Raw genomic sequence first — 22,671 nt, 5'->3', positions numbered from 1 at the left:
CCATACATATTTTGAAGCTCATACGATAGAAGAAGCCCGGCAATTACCGAGCTTCTTTGTGTGTCCTTTATTGGGATTGAGATTGAGCAAGCCGAATACTCACCAAGCTCGCCACCATGATGGCCAAGTAGAAACTGCCAATAATGGATTCCATAAACACAAAGAACTGAGCAATAGGCAAAGCCGGTGATATATCACCGTAGCCAACCGTGGTCAACGTAATGAAACTAAAGTACATTGCATTGAACAAGTTTGTTAGCCAAATTTGCTCTTCTAACCCATTAAAGGCGTTAGGAAAGATTTCTAGAATCAACAAATAGATAGTCGACCAAGCAAACCCCAACAGTAAGTAAATACAGATAGAGCCGATGATGTGATTAGGGGTTACCGTTTTTGCTTTCATCACTTGCTTTAACGCAGAGTAAATGTGTGAAAACAAGAACACAGCCAACGCCGATAACGTTACTACCGATAAGTTATAGCCTTCCAAAAATGAAAACACACCAGACACCAAGGCCGTGATCAACAACATCCCATACCAAGAGCGATACAAAGCTCGCTCTTTATGAATACCAACAATTGAACTCGCCAAAGTAATAATGATAATAAATAGTATTGTTTTCTGTCCTTGCGGATAGAACTGCTGCATCACAGCACAACCAAAAAACAACACCAACAGTGCATAAAACAAGAAGTAGAAGTTGTCGTCTTTCGAAACTGGTTTCATTTACTTTGCCTCTTGGTCTTCTTCGCCTTTATCTTCAAGTCCAAGCCACGCCATCATCAGCTCATAGCTTAAACTCAGTATCACAGCACCGACAAACAGACCGACGATGCCTGACATCGCCATTCCGCCCAGTGCACCCAATAGAATTACCAACATTGGAATGTGAGAGCCACGGCTCAGCAATACTGGCTTTAAGATAGCGTCACTGCCGCTCACCAAAATACACCACACTAAGAACAAGCTCGCCGCCAGTGTCGATTCAACGCTGAACATGTAGATGATCGCCGGTAATAGAGCGAGAATCGGTGGAAGTTGGATTATCGCAATGAGCAGCACAGCTAGCGCCCAAAACGCAGCTGCTGGAACGCCTGCAATCACCAAACCGATTGCCGACATCATGGATTGAATCACAGCCACACCAATCACACCTTGCACAACGCTTCGCACGGTCGATTTAGAGAGCTCTACCAACTCTTCACCTTTACCGCCCGTTAAACGCGCCACTAAGTGAGTCACGCCGGTTTTGCATTTATCGGCATTACTCATGAATGCACCCGCAATGATGGTAGAGATGATGAACTGAATAAAGCCGCCACCTAAGGAGCCAAGAACAGAAGCCGCTTTCGTCGCAAACTGTTTAAGTTCATCCGCATACTTTATGAAAGTGCCTTCAATATTGTTGGAGGCGGCAACCAAGGTTGAATAAACCTTCTCACCTATGAATGGAATATCTTGTAAGGACTCTTTCGGTTTAGGCAATGACAATGTGCCATCTTGAAGCCCTGTCATCAGGTCAGTCGCGCTGGTGTAGATACCAGAAGAAAGCGCCGCCAAAGGAATAAATAGAAGAATCACACCAATAAAGCTCAGCAATGCACTGGCTTTACCTTTCGACATCCCGGTTTTATTTGAAATTGCGACCGCCACTGGATACAACGCAGTCGCAATGATCGCACCCCATATCACCAGAAGAATGAATGGGCGCAAAATCGAAAAACACCAATACACGAGCATGGCAATCGCTGCGATCTTGATGGCAGCGTCTATCGCCTGTTTTGAAAAATCATCGGTTAACTTCATAAGACGTCCTTGTTAGACAAAATTAAGGCTGATTTTGTAGAAACTTCCAATTCCGTGTTTCTAGGAATAGAGAAGCCAAAATCATATATATGCCAATTAACACCAATTGGAATATGCGTATAAGAGTGTTGCTATCGATGTCACCGGAGCTCATCAACGTGCTACCAACCAGTACGAGCAACGTACTAAATGCAGTGGCGAAAATAGGTGCTTTTTCGGGAACCGTGTAGATCTTGGTAGCCATAAGAATGGCAATAAGTCCTATAAACAAAGAATAGAAGACAATGTTGGGTACTATAGAAAGAATTGAAAAAGCAGCAATCGCCAGCAATCCCCCGATACCGTTACTTATCACCAAAAAAGCGCTCAACTTTATCGACTTCTCTGACGTAATCATCAACGATAACAACGCAATGAACATCATTGTCAGTAAAGCTTCAGATATTTGAAAAATAAAGAAAAAGCACACCACTGGATAGGAGATAATCATCGCCCTAAAGGCCGCATACCAACGCTGTTTCTTTTCGAGTGGCGCAGCAGCGAAGCCTGAGAACGCCGATTTTGGCTCAGGGAAAAATACATGCACTAACGCAAAACAGGAATGTGTGTAACCATAACGCTCTGCCAGGTTAGAATAATGTTTTAAGTCGTTATCAAAGCGGCGTCGATTCCAGCACCCTGTCAGTGAATCCGTTTCCACCAGCATTCTTAATCGACGCTCCAATATCTTGCGTCGGCTAATATCCGTAAAGGTCACCACGTACTTGTTATTGTGCGGCAGAATTTCAGTTAGCTTTTCCACCACAACGTTTACGGTAAACTGCTCACCAAGTCGACTGACGCCACTCAACTCACCTTTCCATCTCTGGTTTTCCTTCAGTGAGCGAGTAATGGTCGTGATTAGGCTGCTGTTATTCATAAAACAGAGATCAGAAATCGGACGAGATTCGACTTGGTCAAAGGCATAACCTGAAACCCGAGAGAATTGTTGATTCACTTGTATGACCCTCAATTGACTATCGAGGACAATAAAACCTGCGACACCATCAATGATCGCTTCCGACAAGTTATTCTTGCTTTGAGCCATTTCATGTCGATAAAGGCGTGCGGTAATAAGAGTGCTAAGTAAAAACAACGCACACACCGAAAAAAACATGGCTGGCGTAGAAGCAATACTCAGCAACTACAAGCTAAATGCCATATTGAGGACAAGTGCAGACACCACGTATAGCGGCATTTTTCGGTCATAACTTAACTTGTTCATAGTTTGCTCTGGTGATGGGCGAATGACTATGATGGCTAAGTTTTAATTAAGATATTTACCATTTTACGACACATACAAATTCAAATTACATATCGAACAATAAGTGCATAGGGTTACACTAACTATTAAGCGGAAGAGATTGAAAAGATTCGAGACCGCCACTTTGAATGCCAACCAGTGCCGGGTTACCTAGGCCTACTAACCGAATATCTCCGTCAAAATAACGAATAAACTAACGGTTAGTGGCCAAGCTCGTGTTTACTGACTTGGTAGATTACTGAACGGCTAGCTCCCCTCTGCGTACCCAGAATGCTCGAACATGGTCATAAATCAGATTAAACACAAACGCGTAAATGGTAATAAAAATGGTCACGCCGATGTCCATCAAAAATGCCTTCCATAACCCCACGTTAAGTAAGTATGCCATCACAGGGATTGTCGCTATCAACAAGCCAGCCTCAAATAGCACGACATGAAAAACACGTAACTTAAGCGAACGCTTTGATTTTTCCCCCGTGAAATAACGATCAAAAATACGGTTAAAACAGTAGTTCCAAATCATCGCGATGGTCGCAACAACTATCATGGTTTCTGATAAGGCATTCACATCATGATCGGTAAATATCGCTAAGCCTATAATTGATAGTGTGACGGCCAATACTTCAAATAACACAGAGTGGAACACTCTTTCTAACGTACTCATACATTCCTCTAAATAATCTATTACGTGTTGGATTGGTCGAGATTATGTCACCTGAAATAATAAGAGAAAGTTAACAGCCATCACGAATAGTGATAGCCTAGGAGTTATTACTCCCTTTGGTATTGAGCGAGAGATAACATGTACAGTTTTGAGCAATTAAAAGTCTTCGTCACTGTGTGTGAAAGTGGCTCTTTCTCTGCCGCCGCTCGCAAACTGAAACGCGCTCAGTCTGGAGTCAGCCAGTCGATCGCCAACCTAGAAATTGCCATCGACCAAGAGCTGTTTAATCGAGAGAAAAACATCCCCGTTTTGACCAACACAGGTAAAGCATTATTACCTGTCGCTAAGTCGATTCTCGACCAACAAAAGTACTTCGACCAAAAAGTAGAATCGCTCACACAAGAAGATGAGCACGAACTGATCATTGCGGTTGATGAAAGCATCATAGATAAGAACTTCATTAAGATAATCAGCTCACTCGCCGATCAATTCCCGATCACACACTTCGATATCATTACCACCTCAACCTTTGATGTTGAAGACCTAGTAAGACGCGGAAAAGCACAGATTGGCATCATCTACGCGGACGGCGAACTTAAGGTGGATATGGATTTCTTTTTGCTGGGCCAAGCGCGTTTCCTTACCGTTAGCTCTACCACTCACGAACTCAGCCAAATGTCGGTCGTACAAGACTCAGACCTCAAACGTTATCGCCAATGTGTACATCGCAGTTCAAAGCAGCGCGAATTGTGGTTCACCTACGGTATTAGCTCGATGCTTTGGTATGCGAACAACCACAAGACCATTGTTGATCTCGTTGAACAGAACGTGGGTTGGGCTAATGTGCCCGAGATGATGGTGATGGAAGGCATTCAAAAAGGCGACCTTGTGGCGTTGCCTGTTTCGCACGAGCATGGTGGTTGGATTACTCCAGTGGGATGTTTGGTGTCTCGCAGCCACATCAACGGCCCAGTTCTCACCAGCCTTATTGAGCAGCTTAAGGGGCACTCACTGCAGTACAATCAATGGCAAGCCAACTAGCCTCCCCTGTTTACAAAACATCTCCATTTTCAAAACATCGTCAATTGAGATTCAATATCGGCATGGAACACACCACCGCTACCTCATTTCTGCTTATCTTGCCGATAAATATCTTTGTCGTGTGGATAAAACACCCTAGTTGATGTCCCAAAGTGACATAACTACTATGCGATCCCAACGGGTTTGTCTTTTCAAACGAATATAGACAGACCCAAATCGTTCTTTAACACCACTGACCCAACTTCAAATCTCCCAGATAAGCGCTCAGCCTTGCCGTTGCTTATATCGGTTTCAAATAGATCACTTTTTGAATATTAATTCGCACCCAGTTTATGAGCGCTCTTTGAGTGCTTTTTTATATCTAAATGAACCTTTTGGAAAATTTGTCGTGAACGTTTTAAGAAATATTTGCCCTGAGAAAATGGGTAAAGAGCGTAACAAACGAGAGTATGATTTACGCGTACTTAATTGTGTCAGTGAAAGCGAATATGAATCGCGTATGGCGGTTTGGAATAGCCTTGCGTTAACTGCTACTCCGTCTGCTTCGGAAACAAAGGGCTTCATCGATGAGTCTTTCAACAAGCTTCAACAAGACCTGAAAGAAGCTAGCCGTGAGTTATCGATTAACTACACGGACTTCATCGCAATGGCGCATGAAGAGATCAACTACATTAAGGTGTTTGTTGCTGATAAAACAGCACAATACGGTTGGTACGCTGCGATCGTTCTTATGGTCATCGGCACGGTTGCTCTGTGTATTCAGTAAGTTAGACCACAAATTTTACTGGCTACTGCATCGAGCGCTTTAATGCGCTCTAACTAGAAAACAAATGACGAGTCTCATTTGTTTTCTAGCCACCACAAACTCACTCTCCCATCAAAAACAACAAATCTTGGGTCGCTTGTTTCGGGTCTTCTGCGTGACATATCGCTGATACCAAGGCTAATCCATGAATACCTGTGTTAACCAACTGCGGAATGTTCGATTCGTTGATTCCACCGATACCAACAATCGGCAATTTCGTTGTTTTCAAAGCCATTTGAATGCCTTCATAACCCCAATGTTTCTTTAGATTCGTCTTAGTCGGTGTGGCAAAAATCGCACTGAGACCAATGTAATCGATCGGCAAACTATCTGCTTGTTGTAGCTGCTGTTCAGTTTCAATTGATAACCCAAGAATCTTGTCTGAACCAATCAGCTTACGTGCTAACTCTGCAGGCATATCCGATTGACCCAGATGTAAACCATCGGCGTCGACAGCCAATGCTACGTCCACTCGGTCATTGATGATCAGCGGAACACCTGAGCCAGCCAGAATCGACTTAACCGCTTGTGCTCGTTCAATGAAGGCTCTTACGTCCCCATGTTTTTCTCTTACTTGAACCATAGTGACGCCACCAGCAACCGCTTGTTCAACCACGAATTTAAGCGTTTCTAGATCTTGTTGGTCGTCAGTCACCAGATAAAGTTTATAAGGGTTCATCGCGTACCTTTGAAGTCGATTTCTAAAATTGGTTTTCTGCCATTTTACCGACAAATCACATCCTATGCATGGAAGTTAGCACTTAATTCCTTAAGTTAGGCGGTTGAATTCAAATACGCAACTCGTTGAAAGCATGTCGAAAAACCCGATTTTTCTAACAAAAGCGTTACTTATTACACAAACTATTCGCTTTAGCATGCCCAGAATGCTGTTTTATGAAATACTCCCCTATGAAGGAATCAGGTAAATATAGGGATAGTTATGCGCCACCTTTCTATAGCGCTCAAGATCAAGCTGGGTTATGCCATCTGCTTGCTCTTTTTCGTCATTTCAGGCCTTGTGAGTTACAAAGGTATTCAAACCTTGTCGAACGGCTTTAGCCAGTACAGTGACCTCAGCCACAAGGCGACATTGTCAGGCAACATTCAAGTGCACTTTCTTCAGATGCGTTTAGCTTCTGAACGTTACTTAGAGTCATTGGATGATCAATACGAAGCGAATTATCAATCGAGCAAACTTGCGATTGATGAACTGCTGAACAACTTAATCCAAACCACCACCAATACTGATAGCTTGTCGAGCCTGCAATTAGTGCAAGACAGCGTTGCAGCTTTTGATGCGGCTTATGGATCAATGAAACAGAGCCAACTGCTCATTGACCAGTTAGTGAACGTGGAGATGGTCACACGAGAAACCAACGCACTGAAAGCGGCTCAGAGCTTATTGTATGAGTCTTACAATAACAATGATCCAAACGCGAGCTTATATGCGGGCATGTTGATGGAGAACTTCCTCGCCGCCAAGATCACTGTACTGAGTTACTCGAACAACAACGACCTCAAAACCTACGAAGCCGGTAAAGACATCTTTGAATATGCTCTGCCAGGTATCGAGGGCGATATTGAATCTCTTAAATCATCTCCTTATCAAAGTGAATTGATTGAAGATTTCTCTAACCAACGGGAAGCGTACGCGAAAGGCTTTGAGCAAGTTCATCAACAGATGATTGAGAACACGCAAAGAACCGCTACCCTCGCCTCTATTGGTGACAGCTTAGCGATTGCAGTCGCGGATGCTCAAAGTATTCTCGAGCAACAGAAACAAGCGCTCACGCCAGTACTGCAAGCCAGTGAAAAGCGTTCGATTCAAATCATCATATTGCTGACGGGTGTGGTTTTAGTTATTGGTATGACGAGCGCCGTATTAGTGACTCGTTCTATTACCAAAGGCATTGCACAGGTTAAACAGATCACCAACGAGCTTTCTCAGGGCAACCTGAATGTGGAAGTGAACATTGAGAGCAAAAATGAGATTGGCGAACTGCTGACTAATATGGAGATCACCATTGAATCTCTGCGCGATATTGTTGGCCAAGTGAACCGTTCTAGCGTGCGTATTGGTGAGATGTCGGAGTCACTCAATCAAGTGACAAATAACAGCTCGACCAACGCAACACAATTGAACAGTGAAATGATCAATATCTCTTCTGCCGTTGATCAATTAGCTTCCAGCACATCAGAAATTGCGGCAAGTGCTAACCACGCGTCTCAAGTTGCCAACCAAGCCACCGAGAATGTGGCGATGGGACTGAAAGAAGTAGATAAGACACTGCATGAAATTGGTAGCGCCGATGAAAGCATGCAGGTAAGCAGCCAAAAAGTGACCGACCTACATAAAGAGTCGATGAACATTGGTGCCATTCTTGAAGTAATCAAAGGCGTTTCTGAGCAGACCAACCTGTTGGCATTGAATGCGGCTATTGAAGCTGCGCGCGCAGGTGAACAAGGTCGCGGATTTGCAGTAGTAGCCGATGAAGTAAGAACGCTCGCTAAACGTACCCAAGACTCTGCTAGCCAGATTGATGAGCTCATCACCTCACTACAACGTGGCGCTAAAGATGCGTTAGAGTCTATCAAAGAGAGCCACAGCACGGTTTCAGACGCTTCAACGCAGGCGCAGCAAGCTTCTCAGAACTTACATGTGATTAATCAACACATCCAAGATCTGAACCAAGCCAACAGCCAAATCGCGGTGTCGGTTGATGAGCAGGATCGTCTTACCAAATCACTGGGTGAAAACGCGCAAGGTGCAAACACTATTGCTCAAAGCAACCAAGAGTCGGTAAGCAGCATTTCAGGTGCAGCGAGCGACTTAACCGAGGTTGCTCATCACCTAGAGAGCCAAGTTAACCGATTTAGAACCTAGCCAGCCAGTCTATACACAGCTGACACAGTTCCAAACCAGTAATAAAAAGCCCCCTACACATAAGTGTCGGGGGCTTTTTTAAGTTAATCTAACTCTAACTTGTGGCTTAGAGTTAGATTAGCCCTACTGAATCTTCAAGCGTTGAATCAGAGTCTCTTCGTCTAACTGATACAACTCATCAAGCAAGTTAATTTGCAAGCTACCTGGGCCGCGAGAGTTTTCAGCCGCGATTTCACCAACCACGCCTAATACCGCTGCTGCAGCTAAACCACTATCATCACCAACAGCCGCGAAAGCACCCGTCAATGCAGTTAAAGTACACCCCATACCCGTCACATACGGCATCATTTGGTGTCCATTGTTTAACGTCACCACGCTGTCTTTGGTGACAACGTAATCTGTCTCACCAGATATCACCACATTTGCACCGTATTCAGCCACTAAGCACTGTGCAGCACCTAACGCAGCATCACTGCTATCAAGCGCATCAACGCCTTTGCTCTGCGCTTGTTCGCCCGCTAACGCGATAATCTCAGACGCGTTACCACGAATGATCAACTTATCGGCTAAGCGTGCAATTTCACGAGAAGTCTCGGTACGCAACGTACTTGCCCCACAACCCACAGGGTCAAGAACCACAACCTTGTTGTTCGCGTTCGCTTGCTCAACAGCAAAACACATTCTTGGCGTCCAAACACTGTCGAGCGTGCCGATGTTAATCACCAAAGCACCAGAGAAAGACATCATCTCTGCCAGTTCTTGTTGCGAGTGCGCCATAATAGGCGAAGCGCCAATCGCCAATAACGCGTTGGCCGTGTTGTTCATCACTACATAGTTAGTGATGTTCACAACCAGTGGTTTTTGCTCTCGTACTGCGCGTAGCGATTGAATAATTTGTTCAGTAAGCATGGGTAAATCCTTATTCGTGAAAGTCGCTTTTAAGCCGCTGTTGAATCATCAAGAGCGTTCAGCCCTTGCTGCCAAAAAGCCACTTCCATACGCGTTGCGGTTTTGAAGATATGAACGATGTTCTGACCGCGTTCGCTGTTGATATCAATTTCAGCAAGCAACTGATTGAAGTATTCCGCGCCCGTTGCTACGCCAGATTGGAACTCTTCTCCGCCGTATAGTTGCAGCCAGCTTGCGTATGGGTTGCCTTCCAAAACAGTATCACTGCTTTCTAACAGCGCTTTACCAATCACGGCATAACCGATTGAACACGGAGCCAGTGCCGCATATAAGTCGACAAGATCACCCGTCATACCCGCATCTAGAACGTAGCGCGTGTAGGCAACAGTGCCGAAATCTTCAGGTTCGTTTTCTAAATCCGATTCGGTTAAACCCCACTGACCACAGTAAGTCACATGGTGAGAGATTTCAGAATCTAGCAACGCATGAACACTTGGCAGTGCACGACGCATATCAGCCAAGGTTTTAGCCTTGTAAATTGCCAATGCATAAGCGCGGGCATACTGCTTTAAAAACAGAAAATCTTGCTTCAAGTAATGCAGAAAACACGGCTGAGCGAGTGTGCCGTTTGCCAGCGTTTTAACAAAATCATGCTCGGTGTAGTCTTGCCAATCTTGTTGACAGGCTTGGATTAAGTCTTGGTATTTCATGAGATTCCTTAGTCAAAAGTCGGTACGTAGTCAGCGGCTTTCGGTAGTGATTTGATAATGCCTTTGTCAAACATGAACTGTGCGTAATCGTCGTAACGCTTCATATCTACAGCAGAAGGACGAAGTGCAAAACGAGTCAGCGTGTCGTTCCATGCGCGTTGGTTAAGCTCGTTATTCAACGTATCTGGTGAATACGCCACAAACTCACTCCATGACTCTTGGGGGTGGTTCACAATGTAAGTCGTTGCTTGTTCCAATGCTTTGTTGAACGCTTTGATCGCTTCATCATCGTGTTTCTTTGCGTTCGCAACAAAGATAAGCTCGTCGTAAGCGGGTACGCCGTGCTCTTCTGGGAAGAATGCTTTCGCTTTAAAACCTTCAAGTGCTAACTGGTTGGTTTCGAAGTTCCGTAAGCCACCCCAGATTGCGTCTACCTTGCCCGATGCCAATGAAGATGAAAGTGCCCAACCGACATTGATGGTTTGCACATCTGTAAATGCAACATTTTCTTGCGCTAACATAGTGCCGATAGTCGCTTCTTCGTTACCCGCAATCGCAATACCGATCTTCTTGCCTTTCAGATCCGCTAGCGAATCGTTCTTGCCGTTATCCAGTACCATTAGTGTGTTCAGTGGCGTCGCGATAAGGGTTGATGCACGAACTAAAGGAAGACCCGCTGCCACATCTATGGTTAAACTTGGTTGGTAAGTTACCGCTAAATCGACCTTACCTGCCGCGACCAATTTTGCTGGCGTGCTTGGGTCTGCTGGTTCTTGGATTTCAACCTCTAAGCCTTGGTCAGCAAAGTAACCACGCTCTTGAGCAATCACAATCGGGCCGTGGTTCGGGTTTACAAACCAATCCAACATCAATGTCAGTTTCTTTTGTTCAGAGTCCGCTAGAGCATGACCTGAAACTAACGAAGCAAGCAGTGCCACTGCACCTACCAATTTGGTATTTTTCATAGTTAACCTTTCCTTTTGAATATTATTATTGTGTTTATAGAGCTCATTTTTAACGAGCTATTGTTGAGATAAATAGCGTTGAGCGAAGCCTTATTAAACAAAGTGTTATTGAGCAAGCCATTACTGGTTCTCCCAAGGGATAGCTTTTTTGAGTAACTTGTCTATGATGAAGTAGAGCGAGATAGACAGCACCGCCAAGATGAACAAGGCAGCAAACATCTCATCAATGATCATGCGCGCGTTGGCCTGCAGCATTAGGTAACCTAACCCTTCACTCGAACCAACCCATTCCCCGACTACGGCACCTATTGGCGCAATCACCACCGCTACACGAATGCCAGACGCTAAGGTTGGCAGTGCAGCAGGAAGTTGGATATGGCGGAGCAGTTGCCATTTCGATGCACCCATCGTTTTGGCAAGATCGAGATAGCCTGTCGGTGTATTGCGCAGACCGTCGTAACAACAAGTGGTTACTGGGAAGAAGATAATGATCGCCGCCATCACCACTTTTGAGGCGATGCCATAACCAAGCCACAGCATCAATACTGGCGCGATCGCAAATACAGGGATAGCTTGGCTGGCAATTAAGATAGGCAATAACCAACGTTTTAACGGATCAAACATCAACATCTGCAGAGCGAAAAATAGCCCCATAGACAATCCGAGTAACAAGCCAAGTAGGACCTCTTGCGCAGTCACCCATGTGTGTTTGAGTAACACATCGTAACGTTCAATCAGCTTTAAAAAGACTTCTGCAGGCGCTGGCAAAATGAAGATCGGCATCTCGAAGACAACCACAACTAACTGCCATAAACCGAGAATCACAGCACTGCTGATAAGCAAACGAACAACAGGATTCATCTGACGAGGGCGTGCAGTGGTAGTCTGTGCGTTAGTTGAATGAGCCACAGTTTCGCTTCGCGTTAGATCATTCATAATCACGCTCCAACTGATCTAAGATCGCTTGTTGTAACTCAGCACATTCACCATCTAACACTCTTGGTGTGGCAGTGAGAGGCACAGATAAAGACTGAGCGTTCGCCGGTGTGCCTTGCAACACATACAAATTGTCCGCCAAACGCACCGCTTCTTGTGGGTCATGGGTGATCAACACAACGGTTTTATCTCTCAACAGCTCACACGCTAAGCTCTGTAGTTTGTGTCTCGTTACCGCATCCAGCGCAGAGAACGGCTCATCCATCAGCACCACTGGCTTGTCTTGCATTAAAGTTCGAGCCAAAGCGACACGTTGACGCATACCACCAGACAACTGATCCGGCATCGCATTCGCATAATCAGCCAAACCAACCGCAGCGAGCAACTCGAGTGCTTGATTGGTTTGCACTGCTTTGTCAGAAGCTGAATTTTGAAAACAATGACTCAGACATACATTGTCGATAACCGACAGCCACGGCAGTAACAAATCCTGCTGCGCCATGTAAGCGATGCGATCCGTTAAAGGCAATTCATCAGAGGTTGTCAATGTTCCCTGCCACTCCACCTTGTCGTCCAACAAGCCTGCCAGATAACGCAATACCGTGGTTTTCCCGCAGCCACTTCGACCTAGCAATACCGTCCACTTACCTGCGCTTAAGCTAAGCGACAACCCAGACAAGGTTGCGTGCTCACTGTCGTTATAACGTAAAGAGGCATTGCTCAGCTGAACACCCACCGTATTAACGGACATTCCCGTGCCCAGCGAAGAAGTGATTTACGGGCCCATGACCTTGGCCGACTTGCAACTCATCAGCATGAGCAATCGCGCGCGAAATGTATTGTTTGCCTAGCTCAACAGCCTCTGACAGCGTGTTGCCTTGCGCTAAGAAAGAAGCAATAGCAGATGAAAGCGTACAACCCGTACCGTGGGTGTTTTTGGTAGGAAAACGCTTCGCACTAATCAAAGCAGACGTGGTTGGCAGAATCAGTAAATCGTTACTGTTTTCATCTTTCTCCAAGTGACCGCCTTTTAGCAGGACTGCTTTAGCACCTAAAGCACGCAGGTCTTCAATCATGTCCTGCATTTCGGCTTCGCTTTCAGGCACAGCTTTGCCCGTTAGTGCTGCGCCTTCCGGCAAGTTAGGCGTAATGATGTCTGCGAGCGGAATCAGTTCTTGTTTTAGCGTGGTGATCGCCGAGTTTTCTAAAAGAAGGTCGCCACTTGTCGCCACCATGACAGGGTCAATCACTAGGTGTTTAGGTTGGTATTGTTTGATTTTGTCCGCGACGACTTTGATGATTTGCGAATCCGCCAACATGCCGACTTTTACCGCCACGATATTCAAATCGGTAAACACTGCATCTAACTGACTAGCGACATGCTCTAGTGGGATTGGAAATATAGCGGACACGCCTTGGGTGTTCTGAGATGTAATCGCGGTAATTACCGAACAAGCGAAGCTACCCGTTGCAGACATGGCTTTAATATCAGCTTGAATGCCCGCGCCACCACCACTGTCAGAACCCGCAATGGTCAAAACAATCGGAGTATTGATCGAAGAAGATTGGTTTTCTGGTGTTTGAGTGCTGTTAGGTGATACTTGAGAATTGGAATGCTGTGTCATGGTCGCTCCTACTGTCTAAAAGACGTAAGAGAACCGAACTTTGGCCGCAAAGAGAGAGTGGAGGTGAAAGCAATGAGAGATCATTGTTGAACCACGTAGGCAAAGTAATCATAGTTCCCTACGCCAGTGTTAACTGAATCAGGTTCAACGGGTCTCGAATAACGATCTCAGCAAACACCAACTAAGGTATATGCCCCCCGACTATTGATAACGATAGTAACAGCACTCTCGCAACTGAGATACTCATTTTATTCAATTATAAGAATCACGCATGAATTTAATTCAATTAATCCCGTTTTAAAAAATACTTATAATGGCTTTTTAGTTGGCTGAGATTGGATGAATAAACACATCACTATCAAGAACATACCTAGCCATCCAACCAATGGAATAAGCTCACCCACAATACACACGGCCAACACGGCGGCAACGACTGGCTCAAGTAAGGTAATCAAGTTGGCGCTACTCGCTGTGACATGGCGTAGCCCAAAACTGAAAGCGATATAGCCTAAACATTGAGGAAGTAACACCAAGTAACTCACCACCAATATATTGGTATTCGATGCGAACAAGTTATCCCCCGTAAACCAAAGCGTTGGCAGTAGCAACATCGCTCCTAGCCCAAATATGCTGCCCATCGCTGCTTGCGACTTAATGCCTTCGTCTATCAGAGCTTTTGTCGCCCATGAATAAATGGCGTAACACAACCCAGCAATCAACCCTAATCCAATGCCCAAAAGCTTCAGATCGTCACCAGAATCATTCGCTGATGATGATTCTGAAAATACCAGTAGCCCAATACCAACCACGCCAATGGCAAAGCTCGTTAACCAACGTTTGTTGATATTATTCTTTTTGCTAATAAGACACTCTAAAAGTGCAGAAAAGAAAGGAGCAGTAGCTATCGACACCACTGTGCCCATTGCGACACCCGATAACTTCATCGAAGAGTAAAAAGCCAGAGGATAGATCGCCAAAGCCAGCGCACTCGCCGCTAACAACTTTTTGTTGAGCAAAAGCTTATCAAGTGAAGATAAGATCTTTCGATACGCCAAGACTGCTTGCATTAAGCCGCCGACGCCCATTGAAAAAGCACCAATCGCTAATGGGCTGAGATCAGGCGCAAAGCTTGCGGCGGTGCCTGTCGTGCCCCATAAAACAGAAGCAAACACGATGGCTAAAGTGCCCGTTTGGAATTCGTTAACGCGATTGATGGCAAGATTCATTTCTATTACCTAGTCTATTTTCATTTCTGAAATAGATAATAGTGAACATATACTAAGTTGAGTTTGCCAAAAGGACGCTATTCTTGTTTTGGAAGACTCTCTTTCATCGAGCCCAAAAACGCCCTTGGAGACACGCCAAAGTGCTGAGAGAAGCGTCGACTGAATGCAGACAAGTCACTATAACCCACATTTTCTGCGACCAATTGAACGGGTAAATCGGTATGGCTAAGCAAGGCTTGAGCTTTCTCCATACGATAGCGAGTGATGTACTTAAGCGCACTGATTCCAATGCACTCTTTAAAGCGCTTCTTAAATTGAGTGGGGCTCAAGCAAGCCGTTTCTGCAAGCTGAGAAATAGAGAGAGGCTGGGCGTAATTATCCGCAATGAGCCTTTGGACCGCTCGAATACGAGGGTCGATGCTCTTGCTGACTTTTTGTTGCTCTAATAACAGTGAAAACACATCCAAGATGGATGATTCAATGCCACTGTCCACTTGGTATTCCAACTGCTTTTCAACAAACAGCAAGAAGCTCATTAAGGGTGGCGTGATAGTAAACACCGAGAGCTCATGCTCTAACAAGTGCTGCGGTAACTCTGCCATATCTGCGACAATAAACCGCGCTGCTTCATCCGCCTTAAACGCATGCGCTGTGGTTACCGGAATCACCACGCATTCGCCCACGGCCACCTTGCCGACATATCCCACCATTTCAATACTAATACTCCCTTGAATAGGCAGCACGAGTTGATGGTAGCCATCATGGGCATGAGTATTAAATTGCTTGGTGTAAGATCGAATACTTAAGCTAGATTTCATGAGCAACGCCGGAATTCAGTTTATTGAAACATGAGTGTTAAAAAGAAATTACATGATTTAAGCGAGGGAGTCACATCGGACTAGTATTTTTGTCGTATCTCTTTCTAGCCTTTCTAAGTCGGATCAAAAAAGCCGTTTAAGTATTGATACTCAAACGGCTTTTTACTCAAGTCTAATTCGCAATCTCAAGAACAGTTAACCGAATCGGCTATCACTTCCTAACAAAATCGCTCATTCAGACTCTATTATTTTTGAAGTTGCTCTTTAGCGGCTTCAACCTTAGAAAAATCTAGGCCAAGCTCTTCAACTGCTTCTTTGATTAGCGCAGGGTTTTGCATTACCTGGCCCATCAGCATTTGAAGTTTATCTTGTGGTAAGCCAAGTTGGCTGATCGTCGCCATTGCTGCAAGAGGGTTCTCGGTCAACGTCTTGAATAGCTCGCTGATCTGCTCGTCGCTAATATTGTTCTCTTTCAACATTGCTAAAATCGGGTTCATTTTTTTGCCTTTGAAACACTAAATTAAGTAGGAGCACAGCATACCATCTAGCTGTGCTCGATTGTACTAGCAACTTATACTTTGCCTACTGTGAAGTAACCCTAAGCCTAGCGAGACTCTAATGGGTAAGAGCGGTAGCTCCACATACCATAGGTTCTAAGCGCATCTCGGTAGATACCTAGTAGCTCACCATCACTCGCCTTCTTAAGATCTGCGAGTGGCTTGTCTGGGTAAGAAACCGTATCAAAAGTAATGCCCTGAGGGCCGGTTTGCCAGCTAGCGATTTCAAACAGAGTTTGACCACGACGAACATGGCTTGCCGAGCTAATAATGGTCGCGTGCTTAATATCATGGCGAGCAAGTGCGTAGCTACTGAATAAGGCATTGCCTACCGTGCTGGTCGCGTAATTCTCTTCGATGATGCGATCTTTGCTTACCCCTTTCTCGATAAGCCAATCCGCCATTAACTTACCTTCAGTCTTGTGGTTCTTGGGCACGCCACCCGTTAACACGATCATCGCATCTGAGTTCGCCTTAGCCATCGCCAACGTTGTCTCAAGACGCTCAATCAAAATTTGATGCATAGAGCCGTCTGGATTAAGCGCATAGCCCAAAGTGACAATCGCGCCATGATGATCAAGCAAGCCTTTATCCGCAGACTCTTTCAACGGTGTTTCTAACACGCGGTCGACCGTAGCAAAAATGCGTTTGATGTCTTCTGCTTTACCTTTGTTCAGGCTTTCCAGTTTCTCCATGTGCTTATTGGATTCACTTTCATTGCCTTCAAATCGCTGCCAAACCGCAAGGTAAGCATGAAGATCAACATCGTCTGGTGCAACCGTCAGCGCTTGTTCAAACAGCTCAATAGCGCGCTCTGCATTCTTGTTGTAGATCTGAGCGTTCGCTGCCGAGATAAGCAAATCAGTACGGTAAGGTTCTAGTTGGTAAGCTTCTAACAATCGGTTAGTCACAATTTCCATGTTGCTTGGCATTTTAGCCGTAAAGCCCGCGTGAGAAATTCTTGCCGGAGACTTAAACGCCTGCAACGCATCAAGAAGTAATTGGTCGACAACTTGTCGCTTAGTCACCAACTGCGCGTAATCCGCAGAAGCCTGTACTGCGCCGTCGTTAGCAGCAAAAGAATAAGGTGTTGCGCCAAAAGCCAGCATGCCACCAAGAGCGAGGGCGATAATGTTCTTTTTCATGAAAAGATCCTGTGTCGTTAAGTGTTCACATCAGATTTGCTCACCAATGTAAGTCCCTAAGATTAAAAAACCGTGAAGCACACCTTAATCTCTAACGTTTATATTCATTTGTTGCATAAGGTGTGGCAGCAGATCACGATTTTGAACTTACCAATAAGCCTGTGCATCCAGATAATTCTGGTTTGAACCAGTGCTCAACGTTTTTGTTGGAATATCTGACTGCGGATTTCATACGCCCTATCCCGCCAAAAACCACCCATCACAAATCCGAACTCCGCATAAAGCAACGAATCAAAAAAACCACTTTAAGCTCATTTTTTCAACAACTTAAAATCCAACACACTGAATCGCGCGATTTTACCCCTCGCTCAAATAACGAGGTCTTCAACACATAGAGTTGGAATGCGAGTCAGAAGATCTTCAAATAATTCAAAATCAACCATTGAACGATCGTTCAAGTGGTGCTTTAATAAATGACCAATACAAGGAGTTACCCCATGCTTAAGTTCTATTTTCACCAAACACCAAACCCAATGAAGATCGCTCTGTTTTTGGAAGAGACAGGCCTAGATTTTGAACTTGTTCCTGTCGATACCTTAAAGGGTGAGCAGCATTCACCGGAATATCGTTTAATCAATCCAAATGGCAAAACGCCTGCGATTGAAGATGAAGGACAACGTGTATTCGACTCTAACGCTATCCTTCTGTATCTCTCAGAGAAAACAGGCAAGCTTGGCGGTCAGCCAGAAGACAGAGCTGAACTACTCTCTTGGATGATGTTTATCGCGAGTGGCCTTGGTCCATATTCAGGCCAATCGGTACACTTCCGCCATGCTGCACCAGCAGGCTTAGACTACGCTGTGAACCGATACCTACGTGAAGCACAACGTCACTACGAAGTGTTAGAGAAGCATATGGAAGGTCGTGAGTTTATCGTCGGAAATGAGTACACGATTGTCGATGTCGCTGCATGGGGCTGGATTGATAAAGCACCTGTCGTGCTTGGTGAAGAAGGCTTAGAACCTTACCCGAACTTGAAGCGCTGGTTTAACGCAATCAACACTCGCCCTGCTGCACTGCGTGCTCGCGAAATCGGCAAAGGCATTGAATTTAAAACTGAACGTGATGAAGAAGCGAAACGAGCACTGTTTCCTTCGAATTATGCGAAGTAGAAAAATTGAGAGTTAATGCTCTACTGAGTGATAGCTAAAACTCAAACATAAAGAGCCGCTAAAAAGCGGCTCTTGATCTTCAAACTATTCGAACTCGTTCAGATTACTCTTTACCGAATACGTTGTTCTCTTGCTCTTGTACACGGATGAAAGTAGTACGCTTAGTTAGCTCTTTAAGCTTTGCTGCACCTACGTATGTACAAGTTGAACGTACACCACCAAGGATGTCAGAAATTGTGTTGTGAACAGAGCCACGGTATGGAAGTAAAACAGTTTTACCTTCCGCAGCACGGTACTTAGCAACACCACCTGAGTGCTTGTCCATAGCCGACTGAGATGACATGCCGTAGAACTTCATGTATTGCTTACCGTCTTGCTCTACAACTTCACCGCCTGACTCAGAGTGACCTGCTAGCATGCCGCCTAGCATTACGAAGTCAGCACCGCCGCCGAACGCTTTAGATACGTCACCCGCACATGAACAGCCACCGTCACCGATGATCATGCCGCCAAGGCCGTGTGCTGCGTCGCCACACTCGATGATTGCAGAAAGTTGAGGGTAACCTACGCCTGTTTTAACACGTGTAGTACAAACAGAACCAGGGCCGATACCAACCTTAACGATGTCTGCGCCAGCTAGGATTAGCTCTTCAACCATGTCACCCGTTACAACGTTACCAGCAGAGATAACTTTAGTCGGGAATTCAGCACGTACTTTTTGTACATACTCAACTAGGTGCTCTGAGTAGCCGTTAGCGATATCAATACAGATAAATACGAATTCGTCGCTAAGCGCCATGATTTGCTTAGTTTTCTCAAACTCAGCTTCAGAAGTACCTGTTGAAACAAATACGTTGTTCAGCGTTTTCTTGTCTGCTGTTTTTGCGAACTCAGCCCACTGCTCTACTGTGTAGTGCTTGTGTACTGCAGTCATAACACCGTGCTCTGCTAGAGCAGCTGCCATTTCAAAGCTTGCTACCGAATCCATGTTCGCTGCAATTACTGGAGTACCAGACCATTGACGACCGCTATGCTTGAATGTAAAATCGCGGGTTAATTCAACTTGAGAACGGCTTTTAAGGGTAGAACGCTTCGGACGGAAGAGTACATCTTTGAAACCTAACTTAAGTTCTTGTTCGATACGCATGATAATTTGTCCTGTAATCATATTACGTGTCGTGCGTTTTCGGTAAGCGTTGGCAGACGCTTTACTGAGTTTCGGACACAAAAAAACCGGAGCGTTGGCAGACGCTCCGGTTTTCAGCATTATAGGCTGTGATTTACTAACAGCAAGTCTGATATTTCATTTTTTTTTGTGCTATCCTCTCAAAGATTCCATATCTGGTAAAAGCTTCCCGCCCGTCATTTCCTACTAAATTCATAGTAATTAATAACTTAACAACATATTCACGCAAACGCTGTCGGTTTATTGCGCAAACGTTTCCCTTGCAAATTCGGGGAAAAAATCTTCGATAAGGCAAATTTGTGAAAAAAGTGCCCTTTAATCACATAAAAATCACACTTTTCTTGAATCAAAAAATGCGTTTTTTCTTAAATAATTTCATTTTTTTCTGACTTTTTTCGCTTCGAGTGCCGATCTCAGCCCTCTTTCATTAGCCCTGAAATTTATAAAGTACAAAGGCAAGATCGATTAGCACGTTCGAAACTTGGATGAGCGGGGTAAAGTCCACAAAATATGGCAGGTTAGATGCGCTTATTTATGAGAACCCAGCGGATACAAGCCGCTGTTGATAGAGCCTAACAACAACTCGACTAAAGTTAACGAACACGGAACGCCTTTCTTTAGTTCGAACTCATTACTACAGGATCAGATACAAAAATGGCCAAGGGGATTAACCTTGGCCATTTTTATTTGGTTTTCAGAGTGCTCTTATAAGGCGATTCAATTTTCACCTTAAGGTACGTCAAGCCTTTTTCTGAGACATCAGAGCTTCAGCAGTCGCATCTTGAATCGACAAGAACAAGGATGTCACTTGCCCAGTTGGAGAACGCATCGGGTTAAGCGTGACGTTCTGATACATAAAGTCGGCTTGCTGAGTTACTGGCCTCACGTTGCGGCACTTAAACAGATAAGGCCTTTGTTGCCACGTTATGAAGCTACGGCAGCCTAGGTCATAAACCGGTTTTGTTTTAAGCCTAAACCACTCTTCAGGAATTTCAGGGAATAACTCAAAGATCGACTTACCGATCGCATCATGCGATTGCTTACCGCTATGGTGCGTCATGAAGCCATTCCAAACTTGTACCTGAAAGTCACGGTTAATGACCACCAGCCCCATATCGACGTTTTGAACCATGTCTACCATCCAGTGGAACTGTTCAAATTCAGCAGGAAGATTCAACATATTAAAACTCCTCCATTAGGTAGGCCAATTTGTTATCTAGAAGAGGCAGAGACTCATCAACAAACATAAATAGAAGGTCACAACGGATGGACGTGCCGTCGATGTTGTAGCTGACTTCGAACGTCATGGTCTTTTTAAATGAGCCGCTGGTATTTTCAATCACCGAATCAATCGAGATGTGTTGACCTAGCAGCACAGGAGAGCTCTGAAAGAAACGAACTTCTGATTGCTCCCCTAACCCATTCAAGAAAGAGCCGACTAAGATGTTCGATACATCCATCAACAACTCTAATTCTTCTAGCTGCTCGCTTTCTGTTGGCACCTTCATGAGCTTCTTAAGATCGCTCACACTGGAATCACTCAACAAAACTAGCGCTTCACCTGCAATGCCTTCTCCACTAAAGCCTTGGCAAACACCCGACACTTGGTCGTTATCCGCTAGGTCACGAAGTGCCATGTGCAATTCACTCACTTCGAAGATGTTCACGTTCGGCAGCGGTAGGTGAACAAACACATTAAAGTGACGAGCCAGTGCATCAGCGGCACGGCCTATCGCTACGTTCGCGACTTCCATATAGATATCGCGTCTGCGAAGTATTGGCAGTTCTAAAGCGGTTGGGGTAATGATTTGAGGTTGTTTTGGCGGCTCGACATGCTCACGTAAAATGGCTTTTAGCGCTTCTTTATCGATCGGCTTTTGCAAAAATGCTTTGGCGCCAAGATCCAGCACCTTCTGTTGTGCTTTTGGTTGTATGTCACCAGAAACAACGACAACTGGCGTGGTATCGCCTAAACGTTGCATCTCTTCCAATGTGCCATAGCCGTCTAATTCCGGCATGGTTAGGTCGAGGAACATCAATTTGAATTGGTTTTTAGCGAGCTCTTCAAGTGCATTAAGCCCATGAACAGCAAAAGTTATATCTGCATTTAGAGAACTAGGCAGTGATCGAGCCATCTGCTTCCTTGCTAACGCAGAATCATCACATATAAGAACTGGGAACGACATAAATGCATCACCGACAAATTAAAGCTAATTCGGACGAGTGTAACAGAACATTATAATATCAGGTACGGGGTGAATGAATTTATGTGTAGATTATTAGTAAGAATGATGGAACAAGCAGGTGAGCTATTATCTGGCATTATTCTTCATGAAAAACAATATGCTACAAAGGTAATAACCGTTCATCATTATAGAGTAATAGCACTTTTTGATAGAACAATAGAGCTAGTTTATGAAATGGTAGCCTTAATAAGTGAGTTTATTAAGGCTCGGTTTGCTCATTCATTTATCGGCTTTATGTAGCCATGATAAGAGACGTAATGTGAATAGCTAGAACTGATATGAAGGCCATAAAATCAGTAATGCGAAACGTATGATCACAGCAAATACCAACAACGCGATCCCCAGGCGATACCATTTGTATTCGGCGATGTTCATTGGGATACGCTTGTAGAACATCGTAATCACGCCTTTCCAATCGCTACTGCGTCTTCCGTACTGCATCATGCTCGTCAAAACAAACAGTGCGCCAAGCACTAACATTCCTTTTTCAGCCCAGAACAATCCAACTTCCATTTGTGTATTCCTTGATAAAACGGTGAGCAACTCAAATCATTCTAGTCACCTTTTAGCTCGGTTTCTGTAAGACCAAGGTCTAAATTACGAAGTACGCAATTTAGGGCTTATAGGTCATTGTTGGTAATTGATAGTTCTCGGTCAGCAATACAACGTTTA

The 22,671-nt window shown here is 44.8% G+C and carries 23 protein-coding genes, 1 pseudogene and 1 riboswitch; of the genes and pseudogenes, 5 read left to right on the top strand and 19 right to left on the bottom strand.

Annotation, left to right across the window (positions count from 1 at the left end):
* Positions 1-67 precede the first annotated feature (67 nt).
* The 4 genes from AB6E54_RS14805 to AB6E54_RS14790 all read right to left on the bottom strand — a co-directional run bounded on the left by AB6E54_RS14805 (position 68) and on the right by AB6E54_RS14790 (position 3,774).
* On the bottom strand, positions 68-727 hold the full coding sequence (locus AB6E54_RS14805; RefSeq protein WP_010430488.1) for a potassium channel family protein: 660 nt from the start codon (positions 725-727) through the stop codon (positions 68-70).
* The gene (locus AB6E54_RS14800) at positions 728-1,807 is read right to left on the bottom strand and encodes an AI-2E family transporter (protein ID WP_372106355.1); all 1,080 of its coding nucleotides are present in this window, start codon (positions 1,805-1,807) and stop codon (positions 728-730) included.
* A gap of 22 nt (positions 1,808-1,829) precedes the next feature.
* Complete coding sequence (locus tag AB6E54_RS14795; RefSeq protein WP_372106354.1) at positions 1,830-2,894, bottom strand: PAS domain S-box protein; 1,065 nt, start codon at positions 2,892-2,894, stop codon at positions 1,830-1,832.
* Between the two features lie 451 nt (positions 2,895-3,345).
* Entirely contained in the window at positions 3,346-3,774 is a 429-nt protein-coding gene (locus tag AB6E54_RS14790; protein WP_372106352.1) for a PACE efflux transporter, read from the bottom strand.
* 138 nt (positions 3,775-3,912) lie between these two features.
* Between AB6E54_RS14790 and AB6E54_RS14785 the strand changes: the two genes are divergently transcribed.
* Together AB6E54_RS14785 and AB6E54_RS14780 are read left to right on the top strand one after the other, a co-directional pair.
* On the top strand, positions 3,913-4,815 hold the full coding sequence (locus tag AB6E54_RS14785) for a LysR family transcriptional regulator (protein ID WP_372106351.1): 903 nt from the start codon (positions 3,913-3,915) through the stop codon (positions 4,813-4,815).
* Between the two features lie 421 nt (positions 4,816-5,236).
* Positions 5,237-5,581, top strand: coding sequence for a hypothetical protein (locus AB6E54_RS14780; protein WP_017064409.1), 345 nt, complete (start codon positions 5,237-5,239; stop codon positions 5,579-5,581).
* Between the two features lie 100 nt (positions 5,582-5,681).
* Here the strand turns inward: AB6E54_RS14780 and thiE are convergent, their stop codons facing one another.
* Positions 5,682-6,299: a thiamine phosphate synthase gene (thiE, locus tag AB6E54_RS14775; RefSeq protein ID WP_171733114.1), complete on the bottom strand. Its 618-nt coding sequence runs from the start codon at positions 6,297-6,299 to the stop codon at positions 5,682-5,684.
* Positions 6,300-6,560: 261 nt separating this feature from the next.
* Here thiE and AB6E54_RS14770 point away from each other — a divergent pair, with 261 nt between their 5' ends.
* Complete coding sequence (locus AB6E54_RS14770; protein WP_372106349.1) at positions 6,561-8,504, top strand: methyl-accepting chemotaxis protein; 1,944 nt, start codon at positions 6,561-6,563, stop codon at positions 8,502-8,504.
* A 123-nt stretch (positions 8,505-8,627) separates the two neighbouring features.
* On the opposite strand, the gene thiM is transcribed toward AB6E54_RS14770, so the two are convergent.
* The 10 genes and pseudogenes from thiM to AB6E54_RS14720 all read right to left on the bottom strand — a co-directional run bounded on the left by thiM (position 8,628) and on the right by AB6E54_RS14720 (position 17,395).
* On the bottom strand, positions 8,628-9,413 hold the full coding sequence (gene thiM, locus AB6E54_RS14765) for a hydroxyethylthiazole kinase (RefSeq protein WP_017064406.1): 786 nt from the start codon (positions 9,411-9,413) through the stop codon (positions 8,628-8,630).
* A 29-nt stretch (positions 9,414-9,442) separates the two neighbouring features.
* On the bottom strand, positions 9,443-10,123 hold the full coding sequence (gene tenA, locus AB6E54_RS14760) for a thiaminase II (protein WP_076666710.1): 681 nt from the start codon (positions 10,121-10,123) through the stop codon (positions 9,443-9,445).
* An 8-nt stretch (positions 10,124-10,131) separates the two neighbouring features.
* Positions 10,132-11,088, bottom strand: a complete 957-nt coding sequence (locus tag AB6E54_RS14755) for an ABC transporter substrate-binding protein (RefSeq protein ID WP_372106347.1) — start codon at positions 11,086-11,088, stop codon at positions 10,132-10,134.
* 120 nt (positions 11,089-11,208) lie between these two features.
* Positions 11,209-11,943: pseudogene (locus tag AB6E54_RS14750) on the bottom strand (ABC transporter permease); the annotation flags it as partial.
* Positions 11,944-12,016: 73 nt separating this feature from the next.
* Positions 12,017-12,775, bottom strand: coding sequence for an ABC transporter ATP-binding protein (locus AB6E54_RS14745; RefSeq protein WP_372106345.1), 759 nt, complete (start codon positions 12,773-12,775; stop codon positions 12,017-12,019).
* Positions 12,765-13,649, bottom strand: coding sequence for a bifunctional hydroxymethylpyrimidine kinase/phosphomethylpyrimidine kinase (gene thiD, locus AB6E54_RS14740; protein WP_017064402.1), 885 nt, complete (start codon positions 13,647-13,649; stop codon positions 12,765-12,767). The genes AB6E54_RS14745 and thiD overlap by 11 nt, the downstream gene beginning before the upstream one ends.
* A 98-nt stretch (positions 13,650-13,747) precedes the next feature.
* A riboswitch (TPP riboswitch) is annotated at positions 13,748-13,859 on the bottom strand.
* Positions 13,860-13,957: 98 nt separating this feature from the next.
* The gene (locus AB6E54_RS14735; RefSeq protein ID WP_017061917.1) at positions 13,958-14,875 is read right to left on the bottom strand and encodes a DMT family transporter; all 918 of its coding nucleotides are present in this window, start codon (positions 14,873-14,875) and stop codon (positions 13,958-13,960) included.
* A 77-nt stretch (positions 14,876-14,952) separates the two neighbouring features.
* On the bottom strand, positions 14,953-15,693 hold the full coding sequence (locus AB6E54_RS14730) for a helix-turn-helix domain-containing protein (RefSeq protein ID WP_372106343.1): 741 nt from the start codon (positions 15,691-15,693) through the stop codon (positions 14,953-14,955).
* A 245-nt stretch (positions 15,694-15,938) separates the two neighbouring features.
* Positions 15,939-16,190, bottom strand: a complete 252-nt coding sequence (locus AB6E54_RS14725; protein WP_004731647.1) for a DUF2999 family protein — start codon at positions 16,188-16,190, stop codon at positions 15,939-15,941.
* Between the two features lie 107 nt (positions 16,191-16,297).
* A complete protein-coding gene (locus AB6E54_RS14720) occupies positions 16,298-17,395 on the bottom strand; it encodes a YdcF family protein (RefSeq protein ID WP_017061919.1) in 1,098 nt (365 codons plus the stop codon).
* A 497-nt stretch (positions 17,396-17,892) separates the two neighbouring features.
* Here AB6E54_RS14720 and AB6E54_RS14715 point away from each other — a divergent pair, with 497 nt between their 5' ends.
* Entirely contained in the window at positions 17,893-18,567 is a 675-nt protein-coding gene (locus AB6E54_RS14715; RefSeq protein ID WP_102333929.1) for a glutathione S-transferase family protein, read from the top strand.
* Positions 18,568-18,670: 103 nt separating this feature from the next.
* Here the strand turns inward: AB6E54_RS14715 and AB6E54_RS14710 are convergent, their stop codons facing one another.
* The 3 genes from AB6E54_RS14710 to AB6E54_RS14700 all read right to left on the bottom strand — a co-directional run bounded on the left by AB6E54_RS14710 (position 18,671) and on the right by AB6E54_RS14700 (position 21,939).
* Positions 18,671-19,714, bottom strand: a complete 1,044-nt coding sequence (locus AB6E54_RS14710) for a GMP reductase (RefSeq protein ID WP_372106373.1) — start codon at positions 19,712-19,714, stop codon at positions 18,671-18,673.
* A gap of 778 nt (positions 19,715-20,492) precedes the next feature.
* On the bottom strand, positions 20,493-20,933 hold the full coding sequence (locus AB6E54_RS14705) for a PAS domain-containing protein (protein ID WP_017062430.1): 441 nt from the start codon (positions 20,931-20,933) through the stop codon (positions 20,493-20,495).
* 1 nt (position 20,934) lies between these two features.
* Positions 20,935-21,939, bottom strand: coding sequence for a response regulator (locus AB6E54_RS14700; RefSeq protein ID WP_029236531.1), 1,005 nt, complete (start codon positions 21,937-21,939; stop codon positions 20,935-20,937).
* A gap of 102 nt (positions 21,940-22,041) precedes the next feature.
* On the opposite strand from AB6E54_RS14700, the gene AB6E54_RS14695 reads away from it, so the two are divergent.
* Positions 22,042-22,239, top strand: coding sequence for a hypothetical protein (locus tag AB6E54_RS14695; RefSeq protein ID WP_102501220.1), 198 nt, complete (start codon positions 22,042-22,044; stop codon positions 22,237-22,239).
* A 27-nt stretch (positions 22,240-22,266) separates the two neighbouring features.
* Here the strand turns inward: AB6E54_RS14695 and AB6E54_RS14690 are convergent, their stop codons facing one another.
* Positions 22,267-22,512, bottom strand: a complete 246-nt coding sequence (locus AB6E54_RS14690; RefSeq protein WP_010430578.1) for a hypothetical protein — start codon at positions 22,510-22,512, stop codon at positions 22,267-22,269.
* Positions 22,513-22,671 lie beyond the last annotated feature (159 nt).

Origin of the sequence: Vibrio sp. 10N.247.311.49, from assembly GCF_041467655.1 — a bacterium.
GTDB classification, from domain to species: Bacteria; Pseudomonadota; Gammaproteobacteria; order Enterobacterales; family Vibrionaceae; genus Vibrio; species Vibrio crassostreae_C.
Note: the sequence above shows the minus strand (reverse complement) of the source record. Positions and strands in the feature narration are given on the sequence as shown.

Excerpts from the sequence above, each read along its gene's own strand:
- AB6E54_RS14805 (WP_010430488.1), bottom strand. The coding sequence starts at position 727 with ATGAAACCAGTTTCGAAAGACGACAACTTCTACTTCTTGTTTTATGCA.
- AB6E54_RS14800 (WP_372106355.1), bottom strand. The coding sequence starts at position 1,807 with ATGAAGTTAACCGATGATTTTTCAAAACAGGCGATAGACGCTGCCATC.
- AB6E54_RS14795 (WP_372106354.1), bottom strand. The coding sequence starts at position 2,894 with ATGGCTCAAAGCAAGAATAACTTGTCGGAAGCGATCATTGATGGTGTC.
- AB6E54_RS14790 (WP_372106352.1), bottom strand. The coding sequence starts at position 3,774 with ATGAGTACGTTAGAAAGAGTGTTCCACTCTGTGTTATTTGAAGTATTG.
- AB6E54_RS14785 (WP_372106351.1), top strand. The coding sequence starts at position 3,913 with ATGTACAGTTTTGAGCAATTAAAAGTCTTCGTCACTGTGTGTGAAAGT.
- AB6E54_RS14780 (WP_017064409.1), top strand. The coding sequence starts at position 5,237 with ATGGGTAAAGAGCGTAACAAACGAGAGTATGATTTACGCGTACTTAAT.
- thiE (WP_171733114.1), bottom strand. The coding sequence starts at position 6,299 with ATGAACCCTTATAAACTTTATCTGGTGACTGACGACCAACAAGATCTA.
- AB6E54_RS14770 (WP_372106349.1), top strand. The coding sequence starts at position 6,561 with ATGCGCCACCTTTCTATAGCGCTCAAGATCAAGCTGGGTTATGCCATC.
- thiM (WP_017064406.1), bottom strand. The coding sequence starts at position 9,413 with ATGCTTACTGAACAAATTATTCAATCGCTACGCGCAGTACGAGAGCAA.
- tenA (WP_076666710.1), bottom strand. The coding sequence starts at position 10,123 with ATGAAATACCAAGACTTAATCCAAGCCTGTCAACAAGATTGGCAAGAC.
- AB6E54_RS14755 (WP_372106347.1), bottom strand. The coding sequence starts at position 11,088 with ATGAAAAATACCAAATTGGTAGGTGCAGTGGCACTGCTTGCTTCGTTA.
- AB6E54_RS14745 (WP_372106345.1), bottom strand. The coding sequence starts at position 12,775 with ATGTCCGTTAATACGGTGGGTGTTCAGCTGAGCAATGCCTCTTTACGT.
- thiD (WP_017064402.1), bottom strand. The coding sequence starts at position 13,649 with ATGACACAGCATTCCAATTCTCAAGTATCACCTAACAGCACTCAAACA.
- AB6E54_RS14735 (WP_017061917.1), bottom strand. The coding sequence starts at position 14,875 with ATGAATCTTGCCATCAATCGCGTTAACGAATTCCAAACGGGCACTTTA.
- AB6E54_RS14730 (WP_372106343.1), bottom strand. The coding sequence starts at position 15,693 with ATGAAATCTAGCTTAAGTATTCGATCTTACACCAAGCAATTTAATACT.
- AB6E54_RS14725 (WP_004731647.1), bottom strand. The coding sequence starts at position 16,190 with ATGAACCCGATTTTAGCAATGTTGAAAGAGAACAATATTAGCGACGAG.
- AB6E54_RS14720 (WP_017061919.1), bottom strand. The coding sequence starts at position 17,395 with ATGAAAAAGAACATTATCGCCCTCGCTCTTGGTGGCATGCTGGCTTTT.
- AB6E54_RS14715 (WP_102333929.1), top strand. The coding sequence starts at position 17,893 with ATGCTTAAGTTCTATTTTCACCAAACACCAAACCCAATGAAGATCGCT.
- AB6E54_RS14710 (WP_372106373.1), bottom strand. The coding sequence starts at position 19,714 with ATGCGTATCGAACAAGAACTTAAGTTAGGTTTCAAAGATGTACTCTTC.
- AB6E54_RS14705 (WP_017062430.1), bottom strand. The coding sequence starts at position 20,933 with ATGTTGAATCTTCCTGCTGAATTTGAACAGTTCCACTGGATGGTAGAC.
- AB6E54_RS14700 (WP_029236531.1), bottom strand. The coding sequence starts at position 21,939 with ATGTCGTTCCCAGTTCTTATATGTGATGATTCTGCGTTAGCAAGGAAG.
- AB6E54_RS14695 (WP_102501220.1), top strand. The coding sequence starts at position 22,042 with ATGATGGAACAAGCAGGTGAGCTATTATCTGGCATTATTCTTCATGAA.
- AB6E54_RS14690 (WP_010430578.1), bottom strand. The coding sequence starts at position 22,512 with ATGGAAGTTGGATTGTTCTGGGCTGAAAAAGGAATGTTAGTGCTTGGC.